Origin of the sequence: Streptosporangium sp. NPDC000239, assembly GCF_040300765.1 — a bacterium.
Lineage (GTDB): Bacteria > Actinomycetota > Actinomycetes > Streptosporangiales > Streptosporangiaceae > Streptosporangium.
On the sequence record NZ_JBEPEI010000001.1, the window covers coordinates 1,117,432 to 1,142,454 of the forward strand.

General features: G+C 70.7%; 26 protein-coding genes. 8 read left to right on the forward strand and 18 right to left on the reverse strand.

Going from position 1 to position 25,023, the window contains the following annotated elements; all coding sequences use genetic code 11:
* Positions 1–17: 17 nt before the first annotated feature.
* Positions 18–1,493 (reverse strand): glucose-6-phosphate dehydrogenase, encoded by a 1,476-nt coding sequence (gene zwf / locus ABT340_RS05120; protein ID WP_352009356.1) that lies wholly within the window; start codon positions 1,491–1,493, stop codon positions 18–20.
* A gap of 145 nt (positions 1,494–1,638) precedes the next feature.
* Between zwf and ABT340_RS05125 the strand changes: the two genes are divergently transcribed.
* Positions 1,639–2,808, forward strand: a complete 1,170-nt coding sequence (locus ABT340_RS05125; RefSeq protein ID WP_352009357.1) for an ROK family transcriptional regulator — start codon at positions 1,639–1,641, stop codon at positions 2,806–2,808.
* Between the two features lie 82 nt (positions 2,809–2,890).
* Here ABT340_RS05125 and ABT340_RS05130 read toward each other — a convergent pair whose 3' ends face one another.
* The 4 genes from ABT340_RS05130 to ABT340_RS05145 all read right to left on the reverse strand — a co-directional run bounded on the left by ABT340_RS05130 (position 2,891) and on the right by ABT340_RS05145 (position 4,437).
* Positions 2,891–3,154 carry a hypothetical protein gene (locus ABT340_RS05130; protein ID WP_352009358.1) on the reverse strand — a complete coding sequence of 88 codons (264 nt, stop codon included), beginning with the start codon at positions 3,152–3,154 and terminating at the stop codon, positions 2,891–2,893.
* A 46-nt stretch (positions 3,155–3,200) separates the two neighbouring features.
* Positions 3,201–3,566, reverse strand: a complete 366-nt coding sequence (locus tag ABT340_RS05135; RefSeq protein WP_352009359.1) for a hypothetical protein — start codon at positions 3,564–3,566, stop codon at positions 3,201–3,203.
* A 68-nt stretch (positions 3,567–3,634) separates the two neighbouring features.
* Entirely contained in the window at positions 3,635–3,829 is a 195-nt protein-coding gene (locus tag ABT340_RS05140; RefSeq protein WP_352009360.1) for a CsbD family protein, read from the reverse strand.
* 101 nt (positions 3,830–3,930) lie between these two features.
* Positions 3,931–4,437 (reverse strand): GNAT family N-acetyltransferase, encoded by a 507-nt coding sequence (locus ABT340_RS05145; protein ID WP_352009361.1) that lies wholly within the window; start codon positions 4,435–4,437, stop codon positions 3,931–3,933.
* Between the two features lie 263 nt (positions 4,438–4,700).
* Here ABT340_RS05145 and ABT340_RS05150 point away from each other — a divergent pair, with 263 nt between their 5' ends.
* Positions 4,701–5,279 (forward strand): ClpP family protease, encoded by a 579-nt coding sequence (locus tag ABT340_RS05150; RefSeq protein WP_352009362.1) that lies wholly within the window; start codon positions 4,701–4,703, stop codon positions 5,277–5,279.
* Between the two features lie 74 nt (positions 5,280–5,353).
* Here the strand turns inward: ABT340_RS05150 and ABT340_RS05155 are convergent, their stop codons facing one another.
* Positions 5,354–6,076 carry a DUF2470 domain-containing protein gene (locus tag ABT340_RS05155; RefSeq protein ID WP_352009363.1) on the reverse strand — a complete coding sequence of 241 codons (723 nt, stop codon included), beginning with the start codon at positions 6,074–6,076 and terminating at the stop codon, positions 5,354–5,356.
* An 86-nt stretch (positions 6,077–6,162) separates the two neighbouring features.
* On the opposite strand from ABT340_RS05155, the gene rpsD reads away from it, so the two are divergent.
* On the forward strand, positions 6,163–6,777 hold the full coding sequence (gene rpsD, locus ABT340_RS05160; protein WP_352009364.1) for a 30S ribosomal protein S4: 615 nt from the start codon (positions 6,163–6,165) through the stop codon (positions 6,775–6,777).
* A 28-nt stretch (positions 6,778–6,805) separates the two neighbouring features.
* Here rpsD and ABT340_RS05165 read toward each other — a convergent pair whose 3' ends face one another.
* The 7 genes from ABT340_RS05165 to ABT340_RS05195 all read right to left on the reverse strand — a co-directional run bounded on the left by ABT340_RS05165 (position 6,806) and on the right by ABT340_RS05195 (position 14,610).
* Positions 6,806–7,627 carry an ion transporter gene (locus tag ABT340_RS05165; RefSeq protein WP_352009365.1) on the reverse strand — a complete coding sequence of 274 codons (822 nt, stop codon included), beginning with the start codon at positions 7,625–7,627 and terminating at the stop codon, positions 6,806–6,808.
* Positions 7,628–7,716: 89 nt separating this feature from the next.
* Entirely contained in the window at positions 7,717–7,890 is a 174-nt protein-coding gene (locus ABT340_RS05170; protein WP_352009366.1) for a hypothetical protein, read from the reverse strand.
* Positions 7,891–7,998: 108 nt separating this feature from the next.
* Positions 7,999–9,174, reverse strand: a complete 1,176-nt coding sequence (locus ABT340_RS05175) for a right-handed parallel beta-helix repeat-containing protein (RefSeq protein ID WP_352009367.1) — start codon at positions 9,172–9,174, stop codon at positions 7,999–8,001.
* A 234-nt stretch (positions 9,175–9,408) separates the two neighbouring features.
* The gene (locus tag ABT340_RS05180) at positions 9,409–9,672 is read right to left on the reverse strand and encodes a hypothetical protein (RefSeq protein WP_352009368.1); all 264 of its coding nucleotides are present in this window, start codon (positions 9,670–9,672) and stop codon (positions 9,409–9,411) included.
* Complete coding sequence (locus ABT340_RS05185) at positions 9,662–11,020, reverse strand: S8 family serine peptidase (RefSeq protein ID WP_352009369.1); 1,359 nt, start codon at positions 11,018–11,020, stop codon at positions 9,662–9,664. Before ABT340_RS05185 ends, ABT340_RS05180 begins: the two co-directional genes overlap by 11 nt.
* 262 nt (positions 11,021–11,282) lie before the next feature.
* Entirely contained in the window at positions 11,283–13,082 is a 1,800-nt protein-coding gene (locus ABT340_RS05190; RefSeq protein WP_352009370.1) for an LCP family protein, read from the reverse strand.
* A 145-nt stretch (positions 13,083–13,227) separates the two neighbouring features.
* The gene (locus ABT340_RS05195; protein ID WP_352009371.1) at positions 13,228–14,610 is read right to left on the reverse strand and encodes a neutral zinc metallopeptidase; all 1,383 of its coding nucleotides are present in this window, start codon (positions 14,608–14,610) and stop codon (positions 13,228–13,230) included.
* A 361-nt stretch (positions 14,611–14,971) separates the two neighbouring features.
* On the opposite strand from ABT340_RS05195, the gene ABT340_RS05200 reads away from it, so the two are divergent.
* Entirely contained in the window at positions 14,972–15,841 is an 870-nt protein-coding gene (locus ABT340_RS05200; RefSeq protein WP_352009372.1) for a LysR family transcriptional regulator, read from the forward strand.
* A gap of 92 nt (positions 15,842–15,933) precedes the next feature.
* Positions 15,934–16,776: a dihydropteroate synthase gene (gene folP / locus ABT340_RS05205; RefSeq protein ID WP_352009373.1), complete on the forward strand. Its 843-nt coding sequence runs from the start codon at positions 15,934–15,936 to the stop codon at positions 16,774–16,776.
* Positions 16,777–17,107: 331 nt separating this feature from the next.
* Here folP and ABT340_RS05210 read toward each other — a convergent pair whose 3' ends face one another.
* Genes ABT340_RS05210 through ABT340_RS05220 form a run of 3 tightly spaced genes read right to left on the reverse strand, consistent with a single transcriptional unit; the run spans position 17,108 to position 19,873 of the window.
* On the reverse strand, positions 17,108–17,749 hold the full coding sequence (locus ABT340_RS05210) for a TetR/AcrR family transcriptional regulator (RefSeq protein WP_352009374.1): 642 nt from the start codon (positions 17,747–17,749) through the stop codon (positions 17,108–17,110).
* Between the two features lie 59 nt (positions 17,750–17,808).
* On the reverse strand, positions 17,809–19,209 hold the full coding sequence (locus ABT340_RS05215; protein WP_352009375.1) for a sensor histidine kinase: 1,401 nt from the start codon (positions 19,207–19,209) through the stop codon (positions 17,809–17,811).
* Positions 19,199–19,873, reverse strand: a complete 675-nt coding sequence (locus ABT340_RS05220) for a response regulator transcription factor (RefSeq protein WP_352009376.1) — start codon at positions 19,871–19,873, stop codon at positions 19,199–19,201. The genes ABT340_RS05215 and ABT340_RS05220 overlap by 11 nt, the downstream gene beginning before the upstream one ends.
* 183 nt (positions 19,874–20,056) lie before the next feature.
* On the opposite strand from ABT340_RS05220, the gene ABT340_RS05225 reads away from it, so the two are divergent.
* The 3 genes from ABT340_RS05225 (at position 20,057) to ABT340_RS05235 (ending at position 23,464) form a co-directional block, all read left to right on the forward strand.
* On the forward strand, positions 20,057–21,175 hold the full coding sequence (locus ABT340_RS05225) for a LolA family protein (protein WP_352009377.1): 1,119 nt from the start codon (positions 20,057–20,059) through the stop codon (positions 21,173–21,175).
* Between the two features lie 209 nt (positions 21,176–21,384).
* Positions 21,385–22,392, forward strand: coding sequence for an ABC transporter ATP-binding protein (locus ABT340_RS05230; RefSeq protein ID WP_352009378.1), 1,008 nt, complete (start codon positions 21,385–21,387; stop codon positions 22,390–22,392).
* 262 nt (positions 22,393–22,654) lie between these two features.
* Positions 22,655–23,464, forward strand: a complete 810-nt coding sequence (locus ABT340_RS05235; RefSeq protein ID WP_352009379.1) for a DUF2705 family protein — start codon at positions 22,655–22,657, stop codon at positions 23,462–23,464.
* Between the two features lie 133 nt (positions 23,465–23,597).
* Here the strand turns inward: ABT340_RS05235 and ABT340_RS05240 are convergent, their stop codons facing one another.
* A complete protein-coding gene (locus tag ABT340_RS05240; RefSeq protein WP_352009380.1) occupies positions 23,598–24,344 on the reverse strand; it encodes a YcnI family copper-binding membrane protein in 747 nt (248 codons plus the stop codon).
* A 71-nt stretch (positions 24,345–24,415) separates the two neighbouring features.
* Positions 24,416–24,940 carry an MFS transporter gene (locus ABT340_RS05245; protein ID WP_352009381.1) on the reverse strand — a complete coding sequence of 175 codons (525 nt, stop codon included), beginning with the start codon at positions 24,938–24,940 and terminating at the stop codon, positions 24,416–24,418.
* Positions 24,941–25,023 lie beyond the last annotated feature (83 nt).

Genomic DNA, 25,023 nt, shown 5'->3' on the forward strand with positions numbered 1-25,023 from the left:
GTGGTCTGCGGGCTCGTTCACTCCGAGGCCTCCTCGTGCCAGGTACGGCCGCTGCGGCCGAGGAGCTCGTGGGCCCCCGCGGGACCCGAGGTGCCCGCGGGGTACGGCTCGGGCAGGGTGCCGTGCGCCTCCCACTCGCCGAGGATCGGGTCGATCCACCGCCAGGCGGCCTCGACCTCGTCACGCCGCATGAACAGGGTGGGGTTGCCGGTCAGGACGTCCATGAGCAGCCGCTCGTAGGCCTCGGGCACCCGGGTGGTGAAGGTCTCGGCGAAGCTCAGGCTGAGCGGAACCGGCTTGAGGGCGACCTCGCCGGCGCCCGGCTCCTTGGCCATGATGTGCAGCTGGATGCCCTCGCTGGGCTGCAGCCGCAGCACCAGCCGGTTGGGCGCGCTGCCGGGGAAGATCGAGTGGGGCACGTCCTTGAACTGCACCACGATCTCCGAGTACCGGTGGGGCATGCGCTTGCCCGTGCGCAGGTAGAAGGGGACGCCCGCCCAGCGCCAGTTCTTCACCTCGGCGCGGATCGCGGCGAAGGTCTCCACCCGGCGCGAGGTCTCGGTCGGCGCGGTGCCGTCCGGCTCGTCGAGGTATCCGGGGACCTGCTCGCCGCCGGACTCGCCCGCGGTGTACTGGCCGCGGACGGTGAACCGGTCGACCTCGCCGCCGACGATGGGCCGCAGCGCCTGCAGGACCTTGACCTTCTCGTCGCGGATGGCCTCGCGGTCGTTGCGCGAGGGGGGCTCCATCGCGACCAGGCACAGGAGCTGGAGCAGATGGTTCTGTACCATGTCACGCAGCGCGCCCGCGTGGTCGTAGTAGCCGCGCCTGCCGGGGGTGCCGACGGTCTCCGAGGCGGTGATCTGGACGTGGTCGATCCACAGGGAGTTCCAGATCGGCTCAAGGAAGGCGTTGGCGAAGCGGAGCACGAGCAGGTTCTGCACGGTCTCCTTGCCCAGGTAGTGGTCGATGCGGTGGATCTGGCGCTCGTCGAAGATGGCGCCGACCTCGTCGTTGATGCGCCGCGCGCTGGCCAGGTCGCGGCCGAGCGGCTTTTCGAGCACCACCCGGGAGGCGGGGGTGACCAGCCCCACACGTTCGAGCTGCCTGCAGAAGGGGCCGAACGTCATGGGCGGGCTGGCCAGGTAGAACACCCGGGTCCGCTGCTCGTGCCCGGCGAGCATGGCGCCGAGCCGCTCCCAGCCGGCCGTGTCCTCGCCGCCGATGTCGACCGAGACGTGGTGCAGCCTGCCGAGGAAGCGTTCCCAGACGTTCAGGTCGTCGATCGGTACCGCGCCGCGGACCTGGGCGTCCACCTTGCCGCGGAAGTCGGCGTCGTCGAGTCCGCCCCGGGACATCGCGATGATGCGGGTCTCGGGGGAGAGACGGCCGTCACGGTCGCAGTGGTACAGCGCGGGGAGAAGTTTCCGCATGGAGAGGTCGCCTGTACCGCCGAAGACGATCAGGTCGGCGGACTGCGGGAGCTCGGACATGGGGAGTACTCCGTGGTGATCTACCGGAATTAGGGATAGATCGGACACTATCCGGATCTTGCGCTCTACACAAGCGGAGTTTTGTCATCTTAGATGAGAAAGTTTGAACTTTTCATTTCCTAAGCGGGTGTGGTTCACTTAGCGGATGCCTCGTCGTCCCGCTGCCGCGCTCGCCACCAGCGGTGAGGTTCTGCGCCTCATTCGCACCGGTGAGGCGATCACGCGCGCGGACATCGGCCGGGTCACCGGCCTGTCCCGGCCCGCCGTCTCGCTTCGGGTCACCGAGCTGCTGGACCGCCGCCTCGTCATCGAGGACAGCGACGGCCCCTCCACCGGAGGCCGCCCGCCGACCCGCCTGGTCTTCAACGCCTCGGGCGGCGTCGTGCTGGTCGGCTCCCTCGGGGCGAGCAAGACACAGATCGCCGTGTGCGACCTCGCGGGCGGAGAGCTGGCCCGCGCCGACCTCGCCATCGACGTCGAGGAGGGGCCGGACGTCGTCCTCCCCCTGGTCATGCGGACCTGGGGCGAACTGCTCGGCGACCGGCCCGTCTCCCAGGTGCGCGGGGTCGGCCTCGGGGTGCCCGCGACGGTCGAGTTCGCGGCGGGCCGTACCGAGAGCGCCCGCATCATGGCGAGCTGGACCGGTGTCACGATCCCGCCGATCATCGCGGACCGTTTCCCCGCCCCGGTCTTCCTCGACAACGACGTCAACGTCATCGCGATCGGCGAGCACCGGGCCGTCTACGCCGGGCAGGCCGACGACCTGCTGTTCATCAAGGTCTCGACCCGGATCGGCTCCGGCATCATCGCGGGCGGCGAGATCCTGCGCGGCGCGCTCGGCGCCGCCGGGGAGATCGGGCACATCCCGGTCCGCGACGGCGGCGGGGTGCTCTGCCGGTGCGGCAACGTCGACTGCGTCGACTCCGTCGCCAGCGGCACCGCGATCCTGCGTGACCTGCGCGCCAGGGGCCACGAGGTGAGAACCCTTGCGGACGTGGTGAGCCTGGTGCGGGCGGGCGACGCCGAGACCATGACCGTCGTCCGCAACGCGGCCAGGATGCTCGGCGAGGTCGTCGCCACCGCCGTCAACCTGCTCAACCCCGCCGTGGTCGTGCTGGGCGGGGACGTGGCCGAGACCTTCCAGCCGCTGCTCGCCGGGGTGCGCGAGGTCGTCCACCGGCGCTCGACGGCCCTGTCGACCCGTAACCTGCGGATCGAGCGGAGCAGACTCGGCCCCGGCGCGGGCATCGTCGGCTGCGCGCACATGGTCCTGGACCACATCCTGTCGCCCGAGGCCGTGGACGCCCCCTCCTGAGGGCCGGTGCCCGGCCGCGCCCACGGGGAGCCTTTACTCCCGAGGGCCGTGCCTGCGGGCGGCGGTCCTCCAGGAAGGGCGCTCAGCCCGCCTCGGTCGTCGTGCCCTTCCTGGCGTGCGACTGGCGGCGGACCGCCAGGGCGATGTCGACGACCGCGACGACGACCGCCAGTGCCATCACCACGGTCAGCCAGGTCAGACCCGCCACGAAGCCGAGCACACCGATGCCGACGGCCGCGATCAACGCGAACGAGCCGAGCCTGATGTGGACCACGTCGCGGGGTGTCGCGCCGACCATGGGCTTGCCGTCCGCGGACATCCGCTCCGGCTGTTCCTCGGGTGTCATCGTCTCCTCCTTCGGGCGGGGTTCTCCGGCGGGTGTGGCCCCGCGCTCAGTCCTCCCAGGGCGGTGTCTCGTGCATCTTGGAGTAGTACCTGGCCAGATGGGACTTGATCGGCCCGACGTCGCCACCGGGGACGTCGACCCCGCCTCTGGCCCCTTCGACGACGCCCGCGGCGGCGTGCAGCGCGCGCGGGACGGCCTTGAGCTCACCGTCGACCACGTCGGCGAAGGGCAGTTTGTAGCTTCCGAACTCGTCGGGCTCGCCGCCGTCGTACCAGAGGTGGGCCTCGCGGTACTTGGCGTTCGGCCTGTGCTGTGCCCCCGCCCAGGCGCGTACGCGTCTCTCGGCGGCCTCCTTGTTCCAGCGTCGCCTGGAGTCGGCCAGCGGCAGGTCATGGAACCGCGTCACCGTCATGCCGGTCCCCCTTCCTCGCGGACCTCGGGTCTCGCCGGGCCTCGTACGGCACGGCGAGACCGGTGGAATCAGTCCTTGAAGGCGTCCTTGACCTTCTCGGCGCCGTCCTTCAGCTTCTCGCCCGCCTGCTTGAGGTGGCTCTTGCTCTGGTCGGCGCGACCTTCGGCCTCAAGCCGTTCGTCGTCGGTGAGGCGCCCGGCGCCCTCCTTGACCTTGCCCCCGAGCTCCTCGGCCTTGTTGGAGACCTTGTCTTCCGCACCCACGAGTGATTCATCCCCTTACATCCTCTATGTGGAGTTTCCCCGCACAGGGATATCCAGTGTCCGAGGACGAGGGAGATAAACATGGGCCTGCGGGAAAGGGGCTACGCGGGGGTGATGAGCCGTTCCATGGAGAGCATGCGGAAGGAGCGGTGGTCCTCGCGCTCGACCTCGGTGTAGCCGAGACGGCGGTAGAGGCCGATGACCTGGTGGCGCTGGGGCATGACGTCGAGGACCAGCCGGGCGAAACCCCGCTGCTCGGCATGTCTGTGCGCGTGCTCCATCAGCAGTTTGCCCGTCCCGCCACGGTGGCCGGGACGCGCGTAGAGACGGCTCACCTGGACGGCGTCCGTCCCGGGGAGGGGCTTGAGACCCACGCCGCCGATCGGCCTGTCGTCGTGGCAGGCGACGAGGAACACGCCGGGGTCGCGGTAGACGGACCCGGGGTCGCGGCATTCGTTCTGCATGCGGGCGGGCAGCTCGTCGAGGGAGACCGGGACGGGGAGACCGAGCTCCGCCTGGGTCGCTCCCATGTACTCGAAGATCAACGCTCCGACGTCCGCCCAGCGGTTCGTGGTGTGGGCGTCCAGGACACGGATGGGGGAGTTCATGACACGCTCCGACGGTCGCGCTCCGGGCGGGTTCGCCCGCCCCGGCGTTCGGGTGAGATCGGTCGCATCCCCATATCTTGAACGATGCCTTGATCCTTTGATGAGGCAGGGGTGGAGGTTTGTCTGTCACCCATGGGAGCCGCTCCCAGGTGCGCTGTGAGCGGAAAGCGCTCACAGCGAACGGCGCGGGAACACCGGCCCGGGAGCGTTATGGTCGCGATGAATCGTCATTCGTAAATTCAGCTCCGGGGTGGGTGAAAGAGATGACCAATTCGCGGCCCGTCGCCGAGGATCAGCTCTACCAGCGGCTTTTGCGTAAACGGATCGTCGTCCTCGGCACGGAGGTGAACGACGAGGTGGCCAACAGGATCTGCGCCGAGCTGCTCCTGCTGTCCGCGGACGACGACCGGCGTGACATCTGGCTCTACATCAACTCGCCGGGCGGCTCGGTCTCGGCGGGCATGGCCATCTACGACGTCATGCAGTACATCCCCAACGACGTCGCCACGGTCGCGATGGGCATCGCGGGCTCCATGGGGCAGTTCCTGCTGTGCGCGGGGGCGCCGGGCAAGCGCTACGTGCTGCCGCACGCCAGGATCATCATGCACCAGCCCTCGGGAGGCCTGGGCGGCACCGCAACCGACATCGCCATTCAGGCCGAGCAGATGCTGTACACCAAGCAGCTCATGCGTGAGCGGATCGCCTTCCACACCGGCCAGACGCTGGAACAGATCGAGGAGGACTGGGACCGCGACCGCTGGTTCACCGCGACCGAGGCCAGGGACTACGGGCTCGTCGACGAGGTCATCCGTACCACCAGGGAGGTCGTCCCCGAGAGCTGAGACAACCCCTCTCCCCGCGCGTCCCGTGAACGGACAGGGGCGCGGCCGGGGAGAACGGGAGCAGGCCGGGCTCGTCAGCGGTGACAGAGCAGGCAGCGCAGGGCGCGCTCAAGGGACCCGGCGTCGGAGACGGGGACGGGCCAGGGCAGACGGATCAGCGTCGGCTCGTCGACGCCTGAGCGGACGGTCGCGCCGAACCTGTCGAGCTCCCAGAGCCATACGTCGGGGACGGGCCCGTCGAGCAGGCAGGCCAGCGCCGTCTCAAGCTGGTCGCGGTGCGTGCCGTTGACATGGCCGAGCAGGCGTTCGGCGACGTCCATCAGGGGGTCGGGGCGGGCGCCGAGATACTCCTCACCGTCGAGCACCCCCGACTCCGGGCCGGTGAGATAGATCACCTGGCCGACGTCGATCCGCAGCAGCCGGGGGCCACGGCCCTCAAGAGCCTCGAACAGCGCCTCGTCGGGGCAGCGTTCGGCGATCGCGATCGCGGCCTGCCGCGCCTCCCCATCGGGTACGGCCTGCGCCCACCCCTGCACCTTGAGCAGGCCGCGCGAGGCCTGGACGGCTCCGAGACTGCGGCTGGCCGTCAGGTCGACGGTCACCACGGGTTCGTCGAGCGCGTCGTGGAGCGGATCTCCCGGCATGACCAGCAGCACCGGGCGGCCCCGGTCGTCGACGCCTCCCCTGGCGGGCGAGGCGGGTAGGCGGGTCCCGGTCAGGGACACGTGGGTCGGGACGGCCGTGGCGGCGAGGGTGCGGACCCGTTCGGGGATCGGGGGAGCGGTGACGGGCTGCATGAACAGGCTCTCCTTGAGATCGGGGGATCCTTGACCTAAGGTAAGGCTTACCTCACTAAGGCAAACCTAATCACAGAGGAGTGACCGTGCGCTACACCGGGCCCAAGGTGCGGCTGTCCCGCAGGGCGGGCGTCCCGCTGACCCGCAAGGCCGTGCGCTACTTCGAGGAGCGGCCGTACCCTCCGGGCGAGCACGGGCGCAAGACGAACAGGCGGCAGACCGGTGACTACGGCCTGCGGCTGATGGAGAAGCAGAAGCTGCGCTGGTACTACGACGTCTCCGAGCGGCAGATGCGCCGCTACTGGGACATGGCGCTGCGTGGCACCGGCCGTTCGGGAGCCGAGCTGGTCGTGCTGCTGGAGAGCCGTCTGGCCTCCCTGGTCCTGCGGGCGGGTCTCGCCCCGTCGATCTACGCGGCCCGTCAGTACATCTCCCACGGCCACATCACCGTGGACGGCCGCAAGGTCGACATCCCCAGCTACCTGGTCAAGCCCGGCCAGGTCATCGCGGTCCGTCAGAGGTCCAGGACGATGCAGCCGTTCGTCGCGGCTGCGGAGGGCGTCTACGCCGACGACCGGATCGCCGCCTACCTCGACGTCAGCCACACCGACCTGAGGTTCACCCTCGTCGGCCGCCCGCTGCGCGAGCAGATCGTGATCCCGGTCGACGAGCAGCTCGTCGTGGAGTTCTACTCCCGCTGAGGGCTCACCGCTGGCGCCCGCCCACCGGTCAGCGGCCGGCGGGCGTCACCGGGACCCGGTCCCGCAACTCGCGGATCTCCGCCCTGAGCGCGGTCAGCTCCGCGAGCACCGCCTCGTTCGTCTCCCTGACCGTCAGGGCCTCCTGGGCCGCGGCCTCGGCCGACTGCTCGGCGTGCTCGTCCTCCATGGCCCTGACCACGACGGCGATGAAGAGGTTCAGCACCACGAAGGTGCACACCAGCATGAAGGCCACGAAGAAGATCCAGGCCGCCGGGTGCTCGTCCATGACCTCCCGGGTGATGTCCGACCATCCGTCCCCGGTCATCATCTGGAACAGGGTGAACAGCGAGGTCGGCAGGTCCCCGAAGTAGTCCGGCGCGGTGTCGTGATAGAGCTTGGCGCCCATCACCGCCGCCACGTAGAGCACCAGGCCGAGCAACAGCACGATCGACGTCATCCCGGGCACCGCGTTGAGCAGCGCCGTCACCACCCTGCGCAGACTCGGCACGACCGAGATCAGGCGCAGCGCCCGCAGGATGCGCAACGCCCGCAGCACCGAAAGGCCACTGGCGACGGGCAACAGGGAGATCGTCACGATCGAGGTGTCGAACAGGTTCCACGGGTCGGCGAAGAACCGGCCCCGGTAGACGTAGACCTTGGCAAGCAACTCGGCGACGAAGACGTAGAGCGCGGCGTGGTCGATGACGGTCAGGGCCGTGCCGTACCGCTCGACCGCCACCTCGGAGGTCTCCAGTCCCAGGGTCGCGGCGTTGACCAGAATGATCGCGATGACGGCCTGCTGGAAGCGCGGAGCCTCCAGGACGGCGCGGGCACGCTCGCGCAGCGGCACGAATGACTCCCCGTGGGTCGTTGGCCGGGTGAACTGAGGGAAGATCATATCGCTCGGGGATCATCCGCCCCGCCCGGAAGTCGGCCTCCTCAGGCCAGGGACCGGCCCGCCCTGCCGCAGGGGGGTCGTTCGCCCGCTCCCGCATCCGGGACGCGCGCCGAGGCCGGGGCGGCGCGGGCCGCCCCGAGCACGGTCGCCGCGGGCGCGGCGGCGACGGTCACGCGTGCCGTCTTCGGCGATCGGGTTCCACCGAACCTGCCCACACCGCTTTTCCTGAAATTTGGTGATAAATCCGACAGTGTGGACTCGGCGCGCACGGAGGTCGGCGGACCGAGAGGACGGCGGATGGAACGGAACGCGGGAACGCGTGGTCAGAGGCAGGTCAGGTCGGGGTTGGGCACCGGCCCGCAGGGGCCCTTGTTGCCGCCGCCGTCGACGACCTGACCCGCGGGAGCCCAGATGAGGTAGCCGCCGTTGAACCTGCCGACGTTGCCGGACAGGTTGATCCGGGACTCGGGGACGGTGCGGACGTGGACGCCGCCCGCGACCGGGTTGCCGTCACGATCCTTGACCCCGCTGGGCCGCAGGCCGTTGCCGGTGAACACGTTGCCGGAGATCCACTCCGAGTTCGCGCGCCTGATGTCGTTGTCGACGAGGACGCCCGCGGTGCGGTTGGAGGTGAACCGGTTGCCCTTGATGGTGAAACCGGTGACGTCATCGGCCTCGAAGCCGATGTCGTTGTTCCTGATGTCGTTGTCCTGGATCGTGTTGGTGACGTTCGGCGACTGCGGCATGGCCGTGTAGAAGGCGCTTTCCGCGTTCTTCAGGACGTTGCCGGTGAACACGTTCTCGCGGGACATGTCGTAGAGGAGCACGGTGAAGTCGTCGAAGACGTTGTTCTCGTAGCGCCCCCTGCTGGACTGCTCAAGCCGCAGGGAGCCGGAGGTCAGTTTGCTCGCGCGCACGGTGCCCGTCGACTGGCGCAGATACAGCTGGTCGCGCGCCTCGCAGCCGTCGAGCGTCACCCAGGAGTCCTGGGCCCTGATCCCGTTGACCGTGCAGCCGCCGGAACCCTGACCGAGGACGGCGGAGGCGTTGGTCAGCTTCGTCTGCGCCCCGAGCCGGATTCCCGAGACCGTCAGCGGGATCGGCGAGATCAGCTGGGAACCGGCGGCGGTGAGCGACTGGGAGCCGGTGAGCGTGCCGTTGACCAGCGTCGTGCCCCTGCGGTCGGGGATCTGGACGGCGGGCGCCCCGCTGACGGTGTGGCCCGCGAGGTCGACGGTGACGTTGTCCGCGCCGATGGTCAGCCCGGTGCCCTGGCACACCAGGTCGGCGGTCAGGACGAGGTTCGCCGTCACCACGTCACCGCACTGCGCGGCCGCGGCCGTGGCGGGAGCGGGAGCGGGAGCGGGGGCTGGGACGGGCAGGGCCACTCCGGGTCCGGCCGTGGCCAGGACGGCGGACAGGGCCCCGACGAGTACGGCGGCCGTGCGAACCGCCCCCGGTAATCGTGCCGGGCCGTAATCGCTCTTCCTCTCGGGCATTTCCCCTCCATGGTCACGGTGAATGATTTCCCCGGCGCCGGGATAAGGGGGCCGACGCCGGGTTCCACGGACCAAGGGTGCACGAGGATCAGGGAGCGGAAAAGGCGGGAAAACGGCCGCCACCTGTTCCGGAAATGCCTCCGGAAGGCTACGTGACAGAAAAGGAGATACGGTTTTCCGGTTGTTCTTCTTTTTTCGGCCGGGCCTTTTCGTGTTTCCCCGCCGGCGCTCGGCCTAGCGCGGCGGGCCGTACGGCTCGATGCGGGGGTCGGAGTGGGGGCCCGTGCCTCCGAAGGCGACCGGGGAGATCCGGTCGGCGGCGGCCTCGGTCACGCGCAGGCCGTACAGGCCCCTGCGGGGATCGATGAGCACCAGGTCGTAGCCCAGGTCGACCTCCTCGTCCCTGAGGCCGAGGCGGTGCGTGGCCTGTTCGAGCGTGGCCTGCGGCGGCAGCCGTACGGTGATGAGGACCATGACCGTGCCGCCGCTACGCCGCACGCCGGTCTCTGCGCCGCAGCGCGGCGAGAACCCCCGCGACGTCCAGCAGGCCGTAGCCGTAGTCGTAGTCGTAGCCGACACCGCCCCGGTCGTCCGCGGTGCGGTGCAGCAGGGTGCGCAGCTGCGAGGGGGACAGCGCGGCGGCGGGCCAGCGGGTGCGGATGGCCGCGACCAGACCGGCGGCGACGGGGCAGGCCGCGGAGGTGCCCGAGTCGGGCGAGCCCTCGCCGAAGGCCCCGGAGCCGGAGAAGTGGGTGTAGGAGCAGATGTCGGGCTTGCGCTGGGCGAGACGGCCGGGCCCCTGGGAGGAGTAGCCGACCCGCTCGCCCTCGGTGTCCGCACCGGCGACGGACAGCACGCTCGGGTGCGAGTTGGCGCCGCCGATCGGGCGGTCGGGGTAGGCGCACCGGCGGTCCCTGCAGTCGCGCCCGCAGTTGCCCGCGGCGAACAGCACGTCGGCGCCCGCCTGCTCAAGGCTGGAGACGATCAGGTTGAACGGGTGGGCCGCGTTGTCGGAGTAGTTGCCGGGGTGGCCGACGGGGAAGTCCCACTCGGGGGAGAAGGAGCCCCAGCTGTTGCTGACGACCAGCGACCGGGTCGCGGCGGGCAGGGAGTCGAGCACGGTGCGCAGGTGGGCGAAGGCGGCGACGGCGTCGGAGAGCAGGCCGTCGATCTCCGAGCCGCCGGGACGCCGGGAGAGCAGCACGGGAATGTCGATCAACGACGCCTTCGAGGCGCTGATCAGCGCGTCGAAGGCGCACATCGTGCCGTGGTCGACCTCGAACCGGCCCGCGGTCCCGGAGACGCCGGAGGGGTTCCAGCTGTGGGCGGAGTCGATGATCGGGGCGTGCCCGATGCGCTGGGCGACGTGTGCGGCGTTGATGCCGGTGTCCACGATGGCCAGGGGGACGCCGGAGCCGTCCAGCCCCTCCGACCTGAGCTCGGCGACGCGCAGCAGCCGCTCCACGTCGTGCCAGTCGCCGACGGGGGCGTCGCCGCCGCAGACGATGCTCGACCCGATCACCGGGTCGGCGTGCACCCCGATGACGTCGGAGCGGGTGTTGGGCAGCAGCGTGACCCTGGTGGAGAGTTCGTCGTCGGAGATCTCGCCGCGGACCAGGACCGAGGCGTGCTCGGCGGCGAAGGAGAAGGTCAGTGCCTGGTTCAGGGACAGCGGGTCGCCCCCGGCCGCCGGTACCGGGCGGGGCACCGCGACCGGGACGAAGGAGTGGTCGAGGACGACCCCGGGCAGGCCGTCGGACACGTCGGCCGTGGTCGTGGCGACACCCGGGTCGGCCACGGCCGCGACGATGTCGGGGGTTGGGCGGAGCTGGATCAGGACTCGCATGGCGCACCACCGGATTCGAGGGGATCGAACTCTCCCCACGTTCCTGCATTTCCGGCGGCCCCGTCCAGCCGTGAAAAATGCCTCTGACCAGGCCTTATGTCACCAATCCCAGCAAAACGCCAGGGTTGATTTCCTTCCCCGGAAGGTCGCCGATCACTGTCCCGGCGGACATGATCGCGGCACCGGGGACCGCTCCGGCCTGCCACCGGACCCCTGGGCGGGCGGGCGCAGAACCGGGGCCCGCCCGCCCAGGACGAGTGGGTCAGAAGCCGCAGATCTCGCTCAGCGACTTGGCGGTGGCGCCGTTCTGGGTGGGCGTCTCGCGCGGTGTCTGCGGCGCCGTCCGGTGCGGCGTGGGCCGCGTGGTCGAGGGGGTCGCCGCGGGCGTGCCGTCGCCGCCCGTGGGGGAGGCCGTTGCCCCGCTCACGCCCGGCGAGGCCGTCACCCCGGCGGCCTGGGCCCGGCGGGCGGGCCGCTCGGACTGGCGCAGCGCCCTGACGGTCGCGGCACGGATCTTCCGCCAGTCGGGGGAGCCGGAGTAGAACTCCGGCGGCACGAACTGCAGGCTGGTGATCCTGGCGTTCTTGACCTTGAGGGCCAGCTCGGTCAGCGGGTCGAGCAGCTCACGGGGGATGTCGGTCTTGGCCATCTTCTTGGCGACGTTCGCGATCTTGACGAAGTTGGTGAGCACGACCGAGGGGGTCGCCTGCTGGGCGAAGGCGCCGATGACGCAGCGCTGGCGGCTCATCCGGGAGAAGTCGTCGCTGCCGACACGGGAGCGGCCGTACCAGAGGGCCTCCTCACCCGACAGCGTCCGGTAGCCGGCCCTGATCGTGCCGGCGGTGCCGTAGAGGCCGCCCCACGGGACGTCCCTGTCCACCCGGATCTTCAGACCGCCGATGGCGTCGACCAGGTGGGCGAAGCCGAACATGTTGATCAGCGCGTAGTAGTCGATCCTCAGGTTGAGGGTGTAGCCGATCGCCTCCATGAGAGCCCTGGGCCCGCGCTGACCGTCCTTGCCCTGGACGACCTCGGGGTGCTCCTCGCCGTACTGCCACACCTCGTTGAGCAGGCCGCCGTTGGGCAGTTCGCGCATGAAGCCGTTGGGGAACTGCCTGCCGAGCGTGCCGTCCGGCGGGAAGCGGACGTGCTGCAGGTTGCGGGGCAGGCTGAACATGACCGTGTTGCCGGTCGAGACCTGCACGCTGGCCACGGTCATGCTGTCGGTCCTGATGCCGTCCCTGTTGCCCGCGCCGTCGCCGCCGACGAGCAGGAAGTTCACCCGGTCGCGTCCGTTCCACGGATCCTCGTGCTTGACGGGGACCACGGCCGGGTTGTCGGTCGAGCTCTGGAAGATGGCGTTGGCCGTGTTCTTGGCGGTCAGCACGGTGTTCGCCACCAGGGCGAACGGCGACATCACCCCGACGCACAGCAGGCCGATCGCGACGCCGGAGACGATCTGTCCCCTGCCGCTGAGCCTTCTCGGACGCAGGGAGATGTAGGAGGAGAGCACGATCAGGAACCAGGCGAGGGCTCCGGCGCCGGCCAGGGCCACCGCGCTCGTCAGCGTGCTGTCCCTGGTCAGGAAGCCCACGTTGCCGGGAAGGACGACGAACGCGACGACCGCCGCGGCGACCAGGAGCGCGGCGAAGACGCCCAGCAGCGCGTAGCCGGTACGGCGGTGTCCCGCGCGCAGGTGGGCCGCGCCGGGCAGGACCACCGAGAGCCCGGTCCAGCCGACGAGCGAGGCGGTCGTCAGCGGCTTGGCGAACCTGGGCCGTTTCCCTGCCGGTCGCGCCACGGGAGGCGGGCCCTGTGCGAGGTCTCCCGGGCCCTGTGGGATCCGGGCGTCCTCTCCCGGGGGCCGGGCGGTCTCCCCGGCCCCCTCGCCGGCCCCGGCGGAGGGAGGACCGGGGGCGCCGAGAACACCGGGGGCGTCGGGGGTTCCCGGAGCGCCGGGAACGTCGGCGGGGGCGCCGGGGGTGACCCCCGGGTCCTGCTCAGGGGCGTGCCGTTTCCCGTCATCGCCGGAAGAGTCCCCCGGGCCCTGCCCATGGCGCATGATCACACCGCTTCCTACTGCGTCCTACCCCGGTCCACCTGGCAAAACAGCCGAGGTCCCCCGATTACATGGAATTGGCAGGATTCTAGCCCCATACATGGACATGGCAGACAGACAACCAAACTTCGGTTAATGAGTATTTAAGCTATGACGTCGAGGAGGAGGAGGCCAGCCAGGTGTTGCACTGGAAGGTCTTGTTCTTCTCGTAGCCCTGGCGGAACCAGCGGTTGTTGTTCGCCGGGGTCCCGTGGTCCCGGGGGTAACCGGGCCAGTCCCCGACCCGCGAGTAGAAGTAGTAGAGCGTGTTGCGCCTGGCCGGGGTGACCGGGTAGGTGCTCGCGACCGAACGCATGAACATCCCGCCGAAGCAGGTGGCCTGGAGCTCGAACCTGCGGCTCAGCGCGAGCCTGCCGCTCCTGCTCGACGAGCGTTGCGTCTTCTGCCACCAGCTGTCGGACAGGCCGGTCAGCTGCTGCACGTGGTGGCCGTACTCATGGGCCATCATGCTGATGATCGCGCCGTGCCAGCCGACGATCTGACCGTATCCGAGGCTGTTGCCCGATCCCTTGGCCATGGCGCCGGTCGAGGCGTAGATGGTGTGGTTGCGCGGGCAGTAGTACGGCACGATGCTGCCGATCTGGGGGAAGTCCCCGCACGCCCCGCGTCCCCGGCCCGAGACGATGGCGTAGCCGGGCGGGCTCCAGTCGATGCCCTGCTCGCCGAGGATCCGCGACCACCCCTTGTCCAGGCACTTGGAGGTCTTCAGGATCAGCCCCTTGAGCTGGCTGTGGCTGTAGATGCTCGGCGAGCCCGCGGAACAGCTCACCGTGGGCAGGCCACCGGTCCGGTAGAGGGTGTTGCCCTCCAGGGTGGTGTTGCGGACGACCTCCTTCGAGGGGCTGGGCACGTCCGTCGGCTTCGTCTCCTGTGGCGTCTCCGTCGGTGTGGGTGTGGGCGTGTCCTCGGTGGCCGGCCGCGAGGTCTCCAAGGGGGAGGGCGTGTAGGTGGGCACGGCGAAGTGCGGGGCCGAGTCCCGGTAACGGTTCTTGATGACCGACCCGGCGACCACGAGCCCGATGAAGAGCAGCGCGATCACACCGAAGACGCTCACCACGATCACTCCGGCGCCTCCCGAGCGCCGCTGCGGCGGCTGCCACGGAGCGGGCGGGACGGGAGGCGGTGGCGGGATCGGCGCGCCGTACGGCGGCTGCCCCTGGGGCGCCCCGGGGTAGGGCGGCTGCCCCTGGGGCGCCCCGGGGTAGGGCGGCTGCCCCTGGGGCCCGGGCCGCGGGTAGCCCTGCGCGGGCGGCGGCGGGTACCCCTGGCCCGCGGGCGGGTAGCCCTGCGGTCCCGGGTTCTGAGGCGGATAACCCTGCGGCGGGGCGGGTGGCGGGGCGGGCGGGTGACCGTATCCCTGGTTGGGGCCGGGTCTTGGGCCCGCCTGACCGGGCGGCGGATAGCCGTAACCCGGAGGAAAACCCTGCCCGGGAGGAGGCTGCGGCGCGGACGGGTACGGCTGTCCGGGCACCCCCTGCGGCGGCGGACCGGGAGGCGGTCCCTGAGGCGGCCCCTGTGGTGGTCCCTGAGGCGGCGCGGCGGGCCAGGCGGGAGGAGGCGGTGCGGGACGGGGGTGCCCCTGGGGCCCCTGAGGCCCTTGGGGCCACGGTGGTTGTGGAGGGTTGTGCCCGTTGCCTGTCACGCTGTCTCCCCGTTAACCCGAGTGTCCGGCCGTCCACGAATGACCGGACTTTTATCGAATTTGGGGCGTAAGCATACTGATTTATCATCCGTCACGGATGTCGCTATATACGGTTACATTCTGAAATCGTCAAAGGTGATCTCTGCAATGTCCGGGACCGACCCCGGGCCCGTGTCCTAGCGTCGAAGCCATGAATCTGCAGCAGCTCCGCTACGTGGTCGCGACGGCGGAGCACCGCACCATGACAGATGCGGCCAGGTCGCTGTACATCGCGCAGCCCGCGCTTTCCCGCGCGATCAGAGACCTTGAGCGAGAGTTGGGAATGACGTTGTTCGCCCGTTCCGGGCGCGGCGTGGTCGTCACGGCGCAGGGGCGCCGGGTGGTCAAGCTGGCCCGGGAGGCGCTCGACGCAGTCAGGGAGATCGAGGCACTGTCCGCCCACGGCCACCAGGCCGACGCGGAACTGCGCATCGCCTCGACCCCCAGCCTCGAACCGGGGCTGGCCGGGCGACTCCTTCCCGCCTACGCCGCCGAGCATCCAGGGGTGCGCGTGCACATCGTCCGTTGCGACGGCCGGGACGGCGTGGTCAACGCCATCAGGGACCAGCGGGCCGATCTCGGCCTGACGGACCTGCCCGTCCCTGCCGACCTGGTCAGCCATCCGCTGGAACGCCAGGAGATCGTGCTGATCTCCCCGTCCGGCCTGGACCTGCCCGACCCGGTCCCGATGAACAGGCTCAACGGCATGCGGCTGGTCATGCCCGTCCCCGGCAGTGCCCGGCGCAGGGAGTTCGACGCCCTGTTCACCAAGTACGGCATCGCTCCCGTGCCCGCCGTACAGCTCGACGAGCGCGGCAACTGGCTCAACACGGTCCGCTCGGGAGCGGCCTCCCTGCTGTGGTACCGGGGCATGGCCGAGCAGGCGGCCAGGGCCGGGCTGGTGGTCCGCTCCCTCGACCCCTCGGTCCGCAGGGTGATCGCCCTCGTCCACGCGCGGCGGCGGCTGCCCTCCGTCGCCCAGGACTTCGTCACGGTGGCCGAGGGTGGGTCGGCCGCCTGACCTCCACGTGAGGCACGGTTTCCCCAACCCCCGGAGGCGGCGCAGGTGGGAGCGCCCGCCTCTCCGGTACCGGCCCGATAGGCTCGGTATCGATGACTATCTTGCGCCTGCGAGGCCGTGAGTTCCGGCCCGGCGAATTCGCGATCATGGCGGTGGTCAACCGCACCCCCGACTCCTTCTACGACAGGGGCAGGACCTACGGCTTCGAGGCCGCGCTCAAGGCCGTCGACGGGGCCGTCGAGGGCGGCGCGGACATCGTGGACATCGGCGGTGTCAAGGCGGGACCGGGCGACGAGGTGGACCCCGCGGAGGAGATCCGCCGGGTGGCCGGCCTGGTCGCGGCGGTCAGGGACCGTCACCCCGATCTGGTCATCAGCGTCGACACCTGGCGCGCCGAGGTCGGCGAGGTCGTCGCCGAGGCCGGCGCCGACCTGCTCAACGACACCTGGGGTGGAGTCGATCCCGGCCTGGCCGACGTCGCGGCCAGGCACGGCATCGGGCTGGTGTGCGCGCACGCGGGGGGCGTGACCCCGCGCACCCGCCCGCACCGCATCGCCTACGACGACGTGGTCGCCGACGTCGTCGATCACACCGTCGGCCTCGCCGAGCGGGCGGCCGCCGCCGGGGTCGCCAGAGAGTCGATCCTCATCGACCCGGCGCACGACTTCGGCAAGAACACCCGGCACTCCCTGGAGATCAGCCGTCGCCTCGGCGAGATGGTCGGCACCGGCTGGCCGGTGCTCGTCGCGGTCTCCAACAAGGACTTCGTCGGCGAGACCCTCGGCGGGCTGCCTGTCGACGAGCGGCACGCCGGGACCATCGCCACCCTCGCGGTCTCCGCCTGGCAGGGCGCCCGGGTCTTCCGGGTCCACGACGCCGCCTCCGCCCGTGACGCCCTCGCCGTCGTCTCCGGACTGCGCGGATCGGGTCTCTGAGAGGACCGGAATGGGATCGGGCCACCCGTGGGGGGAACGGGTGGCCCGATCGCGAGGCGGGGGCGCACCTCGCCTTTCGATGGGTCCTGTCCGCGGGCGGTCCCGCGACGGCGGCAGACGGTCCGTCCCGCAGGCCTGGGAACACATGCCTGGCTCGTGCTGACGGTCTCGCCCGCCGGGGTGCCCCGGCGCCCCGGAAGAGGCACAAGTGAGCGTCCCCATCGTGAACCCGCGACGGGTTTACCGCAATATCCTGACCGGGGTAAATCGATTTGTTATCTGGTCCGTCGCGTACCGTCCGCCGGAGGGAACCGAAGGTCACGGCCCTGACTCACGACCGAGGCGGGTCACCCGGCAGGCCGAGGGCGTGGTGCACCACGTCGTGCATGTAGGCGCGGAAGCGGCGCAGGATCTCCGGGTCGCCGGGGCTCCAGTGGTTGCCCTCCTCGTCGAGGACCCCGCCACGGGAGAAGGCGTGCGCCGACCACGTCACCGTCCAGACCGCGAACATCACGTCGGCGGACGGCGAGGCCAGGGACCGCAGGGTCTCGCTGATGCGCCGGACCACCGGCTGGACGTACTGCCGTTCCGGCTCGGTGACGTCGCTGGCGTCGGACAGCCAGCGGTGCATCCACAACGCGGCGATGTCGGGGTTCCTGACGCAGAAGTCGATGTAGCTGTCGAGCAGGCGGTGCACGGCCCCCGAGGGCTCCCCGAGGGGGTCTCCCGGAGGCGCGGCGGCGATCTGCGCGATCGTCCCCTCAAGATCGGCGAGCTCGGTCAGGTGGGCGCGCTCCATGACCGCGAGGTACAGCTCCCGCTTGCCGCCGAAGTGCTCGTTGAGCGTGGCGACGTCGACCCCGGCGGCCTCGGTGATCTGGCTGGTCGAGGTTCCGTCGTAGCCAAGGGCGGCGAAGAGCCGCGTCGCGACCCGCAGGATCAGCTCCCGCTCGCCGCCGTCAGCGGAAGTCATGAAAGTGACGCTAGGTCTCCGGGCCCTTCCCGGCCAAGCACATGATGGACAAGCGTCGGTCAAGATAGCGGAAGTCGTACAACTGCCCGTAAACCAGGCGAGGCATCCTCCAGGTGCACCGCGCCGCCGTGGGCGTTGACCGTCTCCCTGACGATCGCCAGGCCGAGCCCGGAACCGCCCTCGTCACGGCTGCGCGCGCTGTCCAGCCGGGTGAAACGGTCGAAGACCCGTTCCCTGTCCGGTTCGGGGACGCCGGGGCCGTCGTCGGTGACGGTCAGCACCGCGTCCGCGCCCTCGACGCGCAACTCGACCACCACCGGGGCCGAGGTGTACCGCAGCGCGTTGTCCACGAGGTTGACCAGCACCCGCCCCAGGTCGAGAGCGTCGCCCGTCACCACGGCCGCCCCCGTGGGGAAGTCGCCCGCCGGGGCGGGCAGCCGTACCGTGACGGCCTCGCCATAGCGCTCGACGGTCTGCTGGATGAGCTGCTCCAGTTCGACGGGCTCCCTGCGGGCGGGGCCGCCCCGCTCGTCGAGCCTGGCCAGGGCGAGCAGGTCCTCGGCCAGCCTGGACAGGCGCATGGTGTCCTCAAGCACGCCCTCGGCCGTCTCCCGCCAGTCCTGCCCCTCGGGATGGCCGAGCGCGACCTCAAGCTGGAGACGGATACTGGCCAGCGGGCTGCGCAGCTCGTGCGCCGCGTCGGAGACCAGGGACCGCTGCCGCGCGTCGGCCTGTTCGAGCCTGGTCAGCATGTCGTTGAGGGTGGTGGCGAGGCTGTGCACCTCGTCCCTGGCCTCGGGCACCGGCAGCCGCCTGGAACGCGCGGTGTCGGTGATCTCGTCCGCGCCCCTGCGCAGCGCGGCGATGGGACGCAGCGTCCTGCCGATGATCACCCAGCTGGCGCCGGCGAGCAGCACGAGCAGCAGCGGCGTGCCGACGACCAGCACGTGACCGGCCGTACTGAGGCTGGTCTCCACCTCACGGAACGAGCGCGCCGAGATCACACTCTGCCCCCGGTCCGCGCTGAGCACCCGTACCCGAAGCAGATGCGGGATGCCGTACGGCTCGCCGTTGACGAACCGCGCCCTTCCCTTGGTGATCGCGGCGGCCCGCTCGGACGCGCTCAGCAGCGGCACCAGCCGGTCGGTGCCGGTGGTCGCGTGGGTGATCCGCCCCCGGCCGTCGATCACCTGCAGCAGCGTGCCGTCCGAGGTGGTCAGCTCGTCCGGCAGCCGCCCGGCGTCGGCAAGCGAGACCGTGTCTCGCGCCCGCTGGTAGATCGCGTCGTCGATGGTGGTGATCAGCGCCTGGCCCAGCACGCCGACCATCACGTACGCCGAGACGACCAGCGCGAGCGCGAGCACGGCGGAGGCGACCGCGGTCAGCCGGAAACGCAGGCTCTTGCGCCGCCACCAACCGGCCGTACGGCGCCCGCCCCGCGTGCGCGGGTCAGCCGCCATCGCCCGCGAGCCGGTACCCGGCCCCCCTGACGGTCTGCAGCGCGTTCCTGGAGAACGGCGCGTCGACCTTGCGGCGCAGGTAGCCCACGTAGACCTCGACCACGTTGGGGTCGGTGTCGAAGGTGTCCCACACATGTTCCAGGATCTCGGACTTGGAGACCACCTCGTCGTGGTGGCGCATGAGGTACTCCAGGAGGGCGAACTCCCTGGGCGTCAGCTCGATCGGCTGCTGCCCCCTGGAGACACGGCGCCGCGCGGGGTCCAGGGTCAGGTCACCGGCCCGCAGCACGGCGGGGCGCCGGTTCGCGCCCCGGCGCAGCAGCGCCCTGAGCCTGGCGACCAGCACGACGTAGGAGAACGGCTTGGTCAGGTAGTCGTCGGCGCCCAGATCGAGGCCGTCGGCCATGTCGTACTCGCCGTCCTTCGCCGACAGCATCAGGATCGGCACCCAGTTCTCCTCGGCCCGCAACTGCTTGCAGACGTTGTAGCCGGAGATCCTCGGCAGCATGATGTCCAGCACGACCACGTCGTAGTCGCCGACCCTGGCCAGGTGCAGTCCCTCCTCGCCGTCATGCGCGAGGTCGACCGCGAACCCCTCGGCCTGCAGCCCGCGCTGGAGCGCCGCGGCCATCCGCCGCTCGTCCTCAACGACGAGAACCCGCATCCCCCACCACCTCCGCCTTCGCCCCCATCTTCGGCCAGCGGCACTGAGAGACCGCTGAGAACCTGTGAGACCTCTCAGTCTGTCTCAGCTCCGGCACAGGAACGGTCACGCAAGCTGCCTTCAGAAACGATCGACGCACTACCGTAAAGGAGTGACATGTCTGAACGAACAAGGCGAAGCCGCGTGACGAGATGGGGTGTGCCGGTCGCTGCGATCGCGGTGGTAGCCGCGGCCATCGGAGCGGGCCCGGTCATCGCAGCCGTCCAGGGGGAGCCCACACTCCCCGCGCGTACGGCGCAGCAGCTGCTCGCCGACGCCGCCACGGCCTCCCGGTCCGGCATGAAGCCCATGTCGGGCACCGTCATTCAGACAGCCTCCCTGGGACTTCCCGGCCTGCCGGAGATCTCGGGCATGGGCGGCTCCTCACCCGCCGCCCTGCTGGCGGGCTCACACGAGCTCAAGGTCTGGTACGGCGGCGCGGACCGGCTCAGGCTGGCTCTTCCGGGCAAGATGAGCGAGACCGACCTGATCGTCAACGGCGACCAGGTCTGGCTGTGGCGCAGCGAGGACAACGAGGCCACCCGGATCAACGGGGTGGACCCCGAGGCGCAGGACAAGCACGCCACCGCGCTTCCCTCCGCGACCACTCCGCAGCAGGCCGCGCAGCAGGTGCTGAGCAGGGCGGCCACGGACACCGTGGTGAGCGTGAGCAACACCGAGCGGGTCGCCGACCGCCCCGCCTACCAGCTCGTCCTGGCTCCCAAGGACGGCGCGTCCCTGGTCAAGGAGGTCAAGCTGGCGCTCGACGGGGAGACCTTCGTCCCCCTGCGGGTGCAGGTCTACGCCAAGAGCGCCGCCGAACCGGCCTTCGAGGTCGGTTTCACCTCGGTCACGTTCACCCCGCCCGCCGCGGAGAACTTCACCTTCACCCCGCCCGCGGGGGCGAAGGTGACCGAGCGGGCCGCCGACGAGTTCAGCGAGCAGGACCGGGCCAGGCAGGAACGGGAACGGGCGCTGAAGGGCAGGGCCAAGGTCGTCGGGCAGGGCTGGACCTCGGTCGCGGTGCTCCCCTTCTCCGTCAAGGACCTCGGCGCGAACCGGTCCCAGGACGCGGACGGCCCGGCGGGGAACGCGAACGCCCTCGCGGACGCCCTGCTGAGGTCGGCCAAGCAGGTCAGCGGGCCGTGGGGCAGCGGCAGGGTCATCCAGAGCAAGCTGCTCTCGGCGCTGCTGACCGACGACGGCCGCCTGCTGGTCGGCGCGGTCACCCCGGAGAGGCTGCAGGAAGCGGCGGCGAGCTGACGAACGGGACGCCGGGAGGGTCATGACTCCCGGCGGCCGGCCCCGGGGGACGCGCCCACGTCTCCCGGGGCCGGGACCGGGACTCCGGCGGGGCGGAGCGGGGCCGTACCCGCCCTCCGGCCCGCCGGGCCACGCCCCAGGAACGACGCCGCGAGCGGAGGGCCGTCGCGCTCGAAGGCGGAGACGACACAGGCGACGATGGGAGAGCCATGCTGACCGTCCAGGAGGACAGATCCTCCTCCGCTTCCTCCGCTGTGCCTCCCGAGGCCCGCACGGAGGACTACTCGATCGTCACCCGCGGACTGACCAAACGCTTCAGGGGCGGACAGGTGGCCGTCGACCACCTGGACCTTGCCGTGCCGAAGGGAAGCGTCTTCGGGTTCCTCGGCCCCAACGGCTCGGGAAAGACCACGACGATCCGTATGCTCCTCGGCCTGGTCGCCCCCTCGGAGGGCGGCTGGGAACTGCTCGGCACCGCCATGCCGGACGGCCTGCGGACGGCGCTGCCGAAGGTGGGCGCGCTGGTGGAGGGGCCGTCCTTCTATCCCTACCTGTCCGGTGAGGCCAACCTGCGCCGCTACGACGCGGCCGACCTCACGGTCGATCCCCGTACCGCCTCGGCCAGGATCGGTGAGGCCCTCGAAAGGGTCGGGCTCACGGCCGCCGCCCGCAAGCGTTACCGCGCCTACTCCCTCGGCATGCGTCAGCGCCTGGCGATCGCCGCCGCGTTGCTGCGGCCCAGGGAACTGCTGATCCTCGACGAGCCGACCAACGGCCTCGACCCGCAGGGCACCAGGGAGGTGCGCGGCCTGGTCAAGGAGATCGCGGCGGAGGGCACGACCGTGTTCGTCTCCTCCCACCTGCTGGCCGAGATCGAGCAGATGTGCTCCCACGTGGCCGTGATGCGGGCCGGACGGCTGGCCGCCCAGGGTCCTCTGGCCACCCTCAGAGCCGCGGAGGCGGTCAGGATCAGCGTCGAGACACCGGACGTCGCGGCCGCGGCGGCCGTGCTGGCGGACCTGGGCCTGGCGGGAGTACGGCTCGGCGAGGACCGCGAGGACGAGGTGAGCGCGGAACTGGGTGAGAAGGCCGCCGAGCGGATCTGCGCCGAACTGGTCACCGCCGGTGTCGCGGTGCGCGGCCTGGCCGTACGCCGCCCAAGTCTTGAGGACGTGTTCGTCGGCCTGACCGGAGAGGGTTTCGATGTCGCCGGCTGAGAAGGGTTCCCCGAACCAGACAATGACCGCCCCCCAGAACACCCGAGAGAAGGACACCCCGCCCTCCGAAACCGACGCCTTAGAAGGCCCCACCCCCGGCCTGACCCGCACCAAGGAAGACAGCGCGAAGGACTCCGGCTTGGGCGCGTCGGCGCTTGGACTGAGGAGTGAGGGAGCGCAGCGGACGAACGACGAGGGAAAGCGCCGACCCGAAAGCGCCCAAGCCCGCGACGCCGAAGGCGTCGCAAAGAGGCGCGGTCTCATGCGCTTCCTCTTCTCCGAGGTCGGGCTGACCTTCCGCAGGCCGAGGAACCTCGCCATGCTGGGGGTGCTCGTCCTGGTGCCGGTGCTGCTCGGCGTCGCGCTCAGGGCGTTCGGCGGACCCGAGCCCGGTGACGGCGCTCCCGGCGTCTTCACCCAGATCACCGGCAACGGGCTGTTCCTCACCTTCGCCGCGCTCTCCCTGCTGGTGCAGTTGCTGCTGCCGGTCTCGGTCGCGGTGGTCGCCGGGGACTCGATCGCGGGGGAGGCGGGCATCGGCACGCTGCGCTACCTGCTGGCGGTTCCGGTGGGCCGCACCAGGCTGCTGGTGGTCAAGTACGCCAACGCGGTGATCTTCTGCCTGGCGGCCGTGGCGGCGGTCGCGTCGTCGGCGCTGCTCACCGGGCTGCTGTTGTTCCCGGCGGGGCCGATCACCCTGCTGTCCGGCGGGACGATCCCCATGGCCGAGGGGCTGCTGAGGATCGGGCTCGTCGTGCTGTACGTCGCGGCGGGAATGGCGGCGCTGGCGGCGATCTCGCTGGCGTTCTCGACGCTGACGGAGATCGCCATCGGCGCCATCGCCGCGACCGTGGTGCTGGTCATCGTCGCCCAGGTGCTCGGGGTCATCCCGCAGTTGTCCGGGCTGCGGCCGTACCTGCTGTCGAGCTGGTGGAGCGGTTTCGACGGGGTGTTGCGAGACCCGGTCGCCACCGGGGAGATGGGACAGGGGCTGCTGGTGTTCGGCGCCTACATCGTGATCTTCGGTTCGATCGCGTGGGCCAGGTTCAGCGGCAAGGACATCAGCGGCTGACCCGGTCTGGGGAGACGGAGGCGGGGGCCCGCGGAATCGATCCGCGGGCCCCCGCCGTCTGTTCTCGTCTCCGCCGAGGCCTCTCCGCGGAAGCCTCTCCACGAGCCTCCCGCCGGAGCGCCTCACCGGCGGGTCAGGAGGCGCGTCCTCCACGGCGCAGGCCGAGCACGCCGACCACGACGCCCACGACTCCGGCCAGCAGGCCGGCCCCGCCCAGCAGCCGTGCGGTGCCGTCCGAGGAGGACGCCTGCGCGGCGGGCTTGGCGGCCTCGGACTCGTGGGCGGCCACGGTGGCCGTGGCGGACGGGCTGGCCGCTCCGGCGCCGTGCTCGTCACCCCCGGTCGAGGGGGTGAGCCTCAGGGTCGGGACCGGGCGGTCGGCCTCGGAGCCGTCGGCCTTGGGCGGGTCGGCCCACTTGACGACCTCACCACCGGTGTAGGTCTGGGTGGTGGGGAAGGTGAGCTGGTCGGTGTCCTTGGGGAGCATCCCCATGGAGACCTCGAACTCCTGGAACTGGCTGGGGCCGATCTTCCCGCCCGACCAGGTGACCTTCGTGACGGCCTCGGTGATCTCGCCGTACTCGGTCGTCACCGGCTTGGGAAGCTTGCCGGTTACCACCTTGACGTCCCAGCCGGGTACCGGCTTGACCGAGACGAACGGCAGCGGGTGGTCGGTGGGGAACTCCACCTCCACCTTCTCGGTTGAGGCGTTGTCACGCTCGTTCGGCACCCGGAAGGCGACCTTGGTGAACCCGCCCTGTTCCGCGGTTCCCGGGTTGATGCTCACGTGCGCGAGGGCGGGCAGCGCCAGGCCGATGGTGAGCGCGACGGCGCCGGCGGTCACGGCGGCGGCACGGCGGCACACTGAGGAAAGGGACATGCTTGGAGACTCCACTTCGATACTTCGTGTTCTGTTCCGGCGGTGACAGGTGACACAGGTGTCAGGTGATCTCAGACGGCGGGAAGTGGAGGACCGCGTCTGCTGACGGTATGGCGGAGCAGCCGCCCGGCGGGGACGGGGGCGACGGTGGCGGGCACCGTGCGCGCAGGAGCGGGGATCGAGGGCAGCGGGAGCAGGCGCAGGGCCGCGCCGAGCCGCCGTCCGGCGGCGCGCAGCAGCGCCCACAGGGCGGCCTCGCCGCGTGACAGCCACCAGCCGGTGATCAGCGTCGCGGTGAGGTGCGCGATGATCATGCCGAGGCCCTCGCCCAGCCTGCCGCCGTGGCCGTGTACGGCCAGCGAGATCCCCGAGGGGTCGTCGAAGGCGAACAGTTCGTGTAGGAACAGTTGCATGCCGGACAGGGTCACGCCGATCGTCGTCGCCGACCGTTCACGACCGGCCAGCGCCGCCGTCAACGCCATGACCGTGGCGCCACCGGCCGCGACCGCCCACGACTCGGGCCCCGAGCCGCCCGCGGCCAGATGGCCGAGCACGGCGAGCGTCACGCAGACGGCCGAGAAGGCGGCCGTGCGCATGAGGCGTAACGGGAGGCGGGCATGCATGACGCCCATATGCTCTCACGCTCCGGCCTCCCCCGCCGTTCCGGGCTCACGGCCGG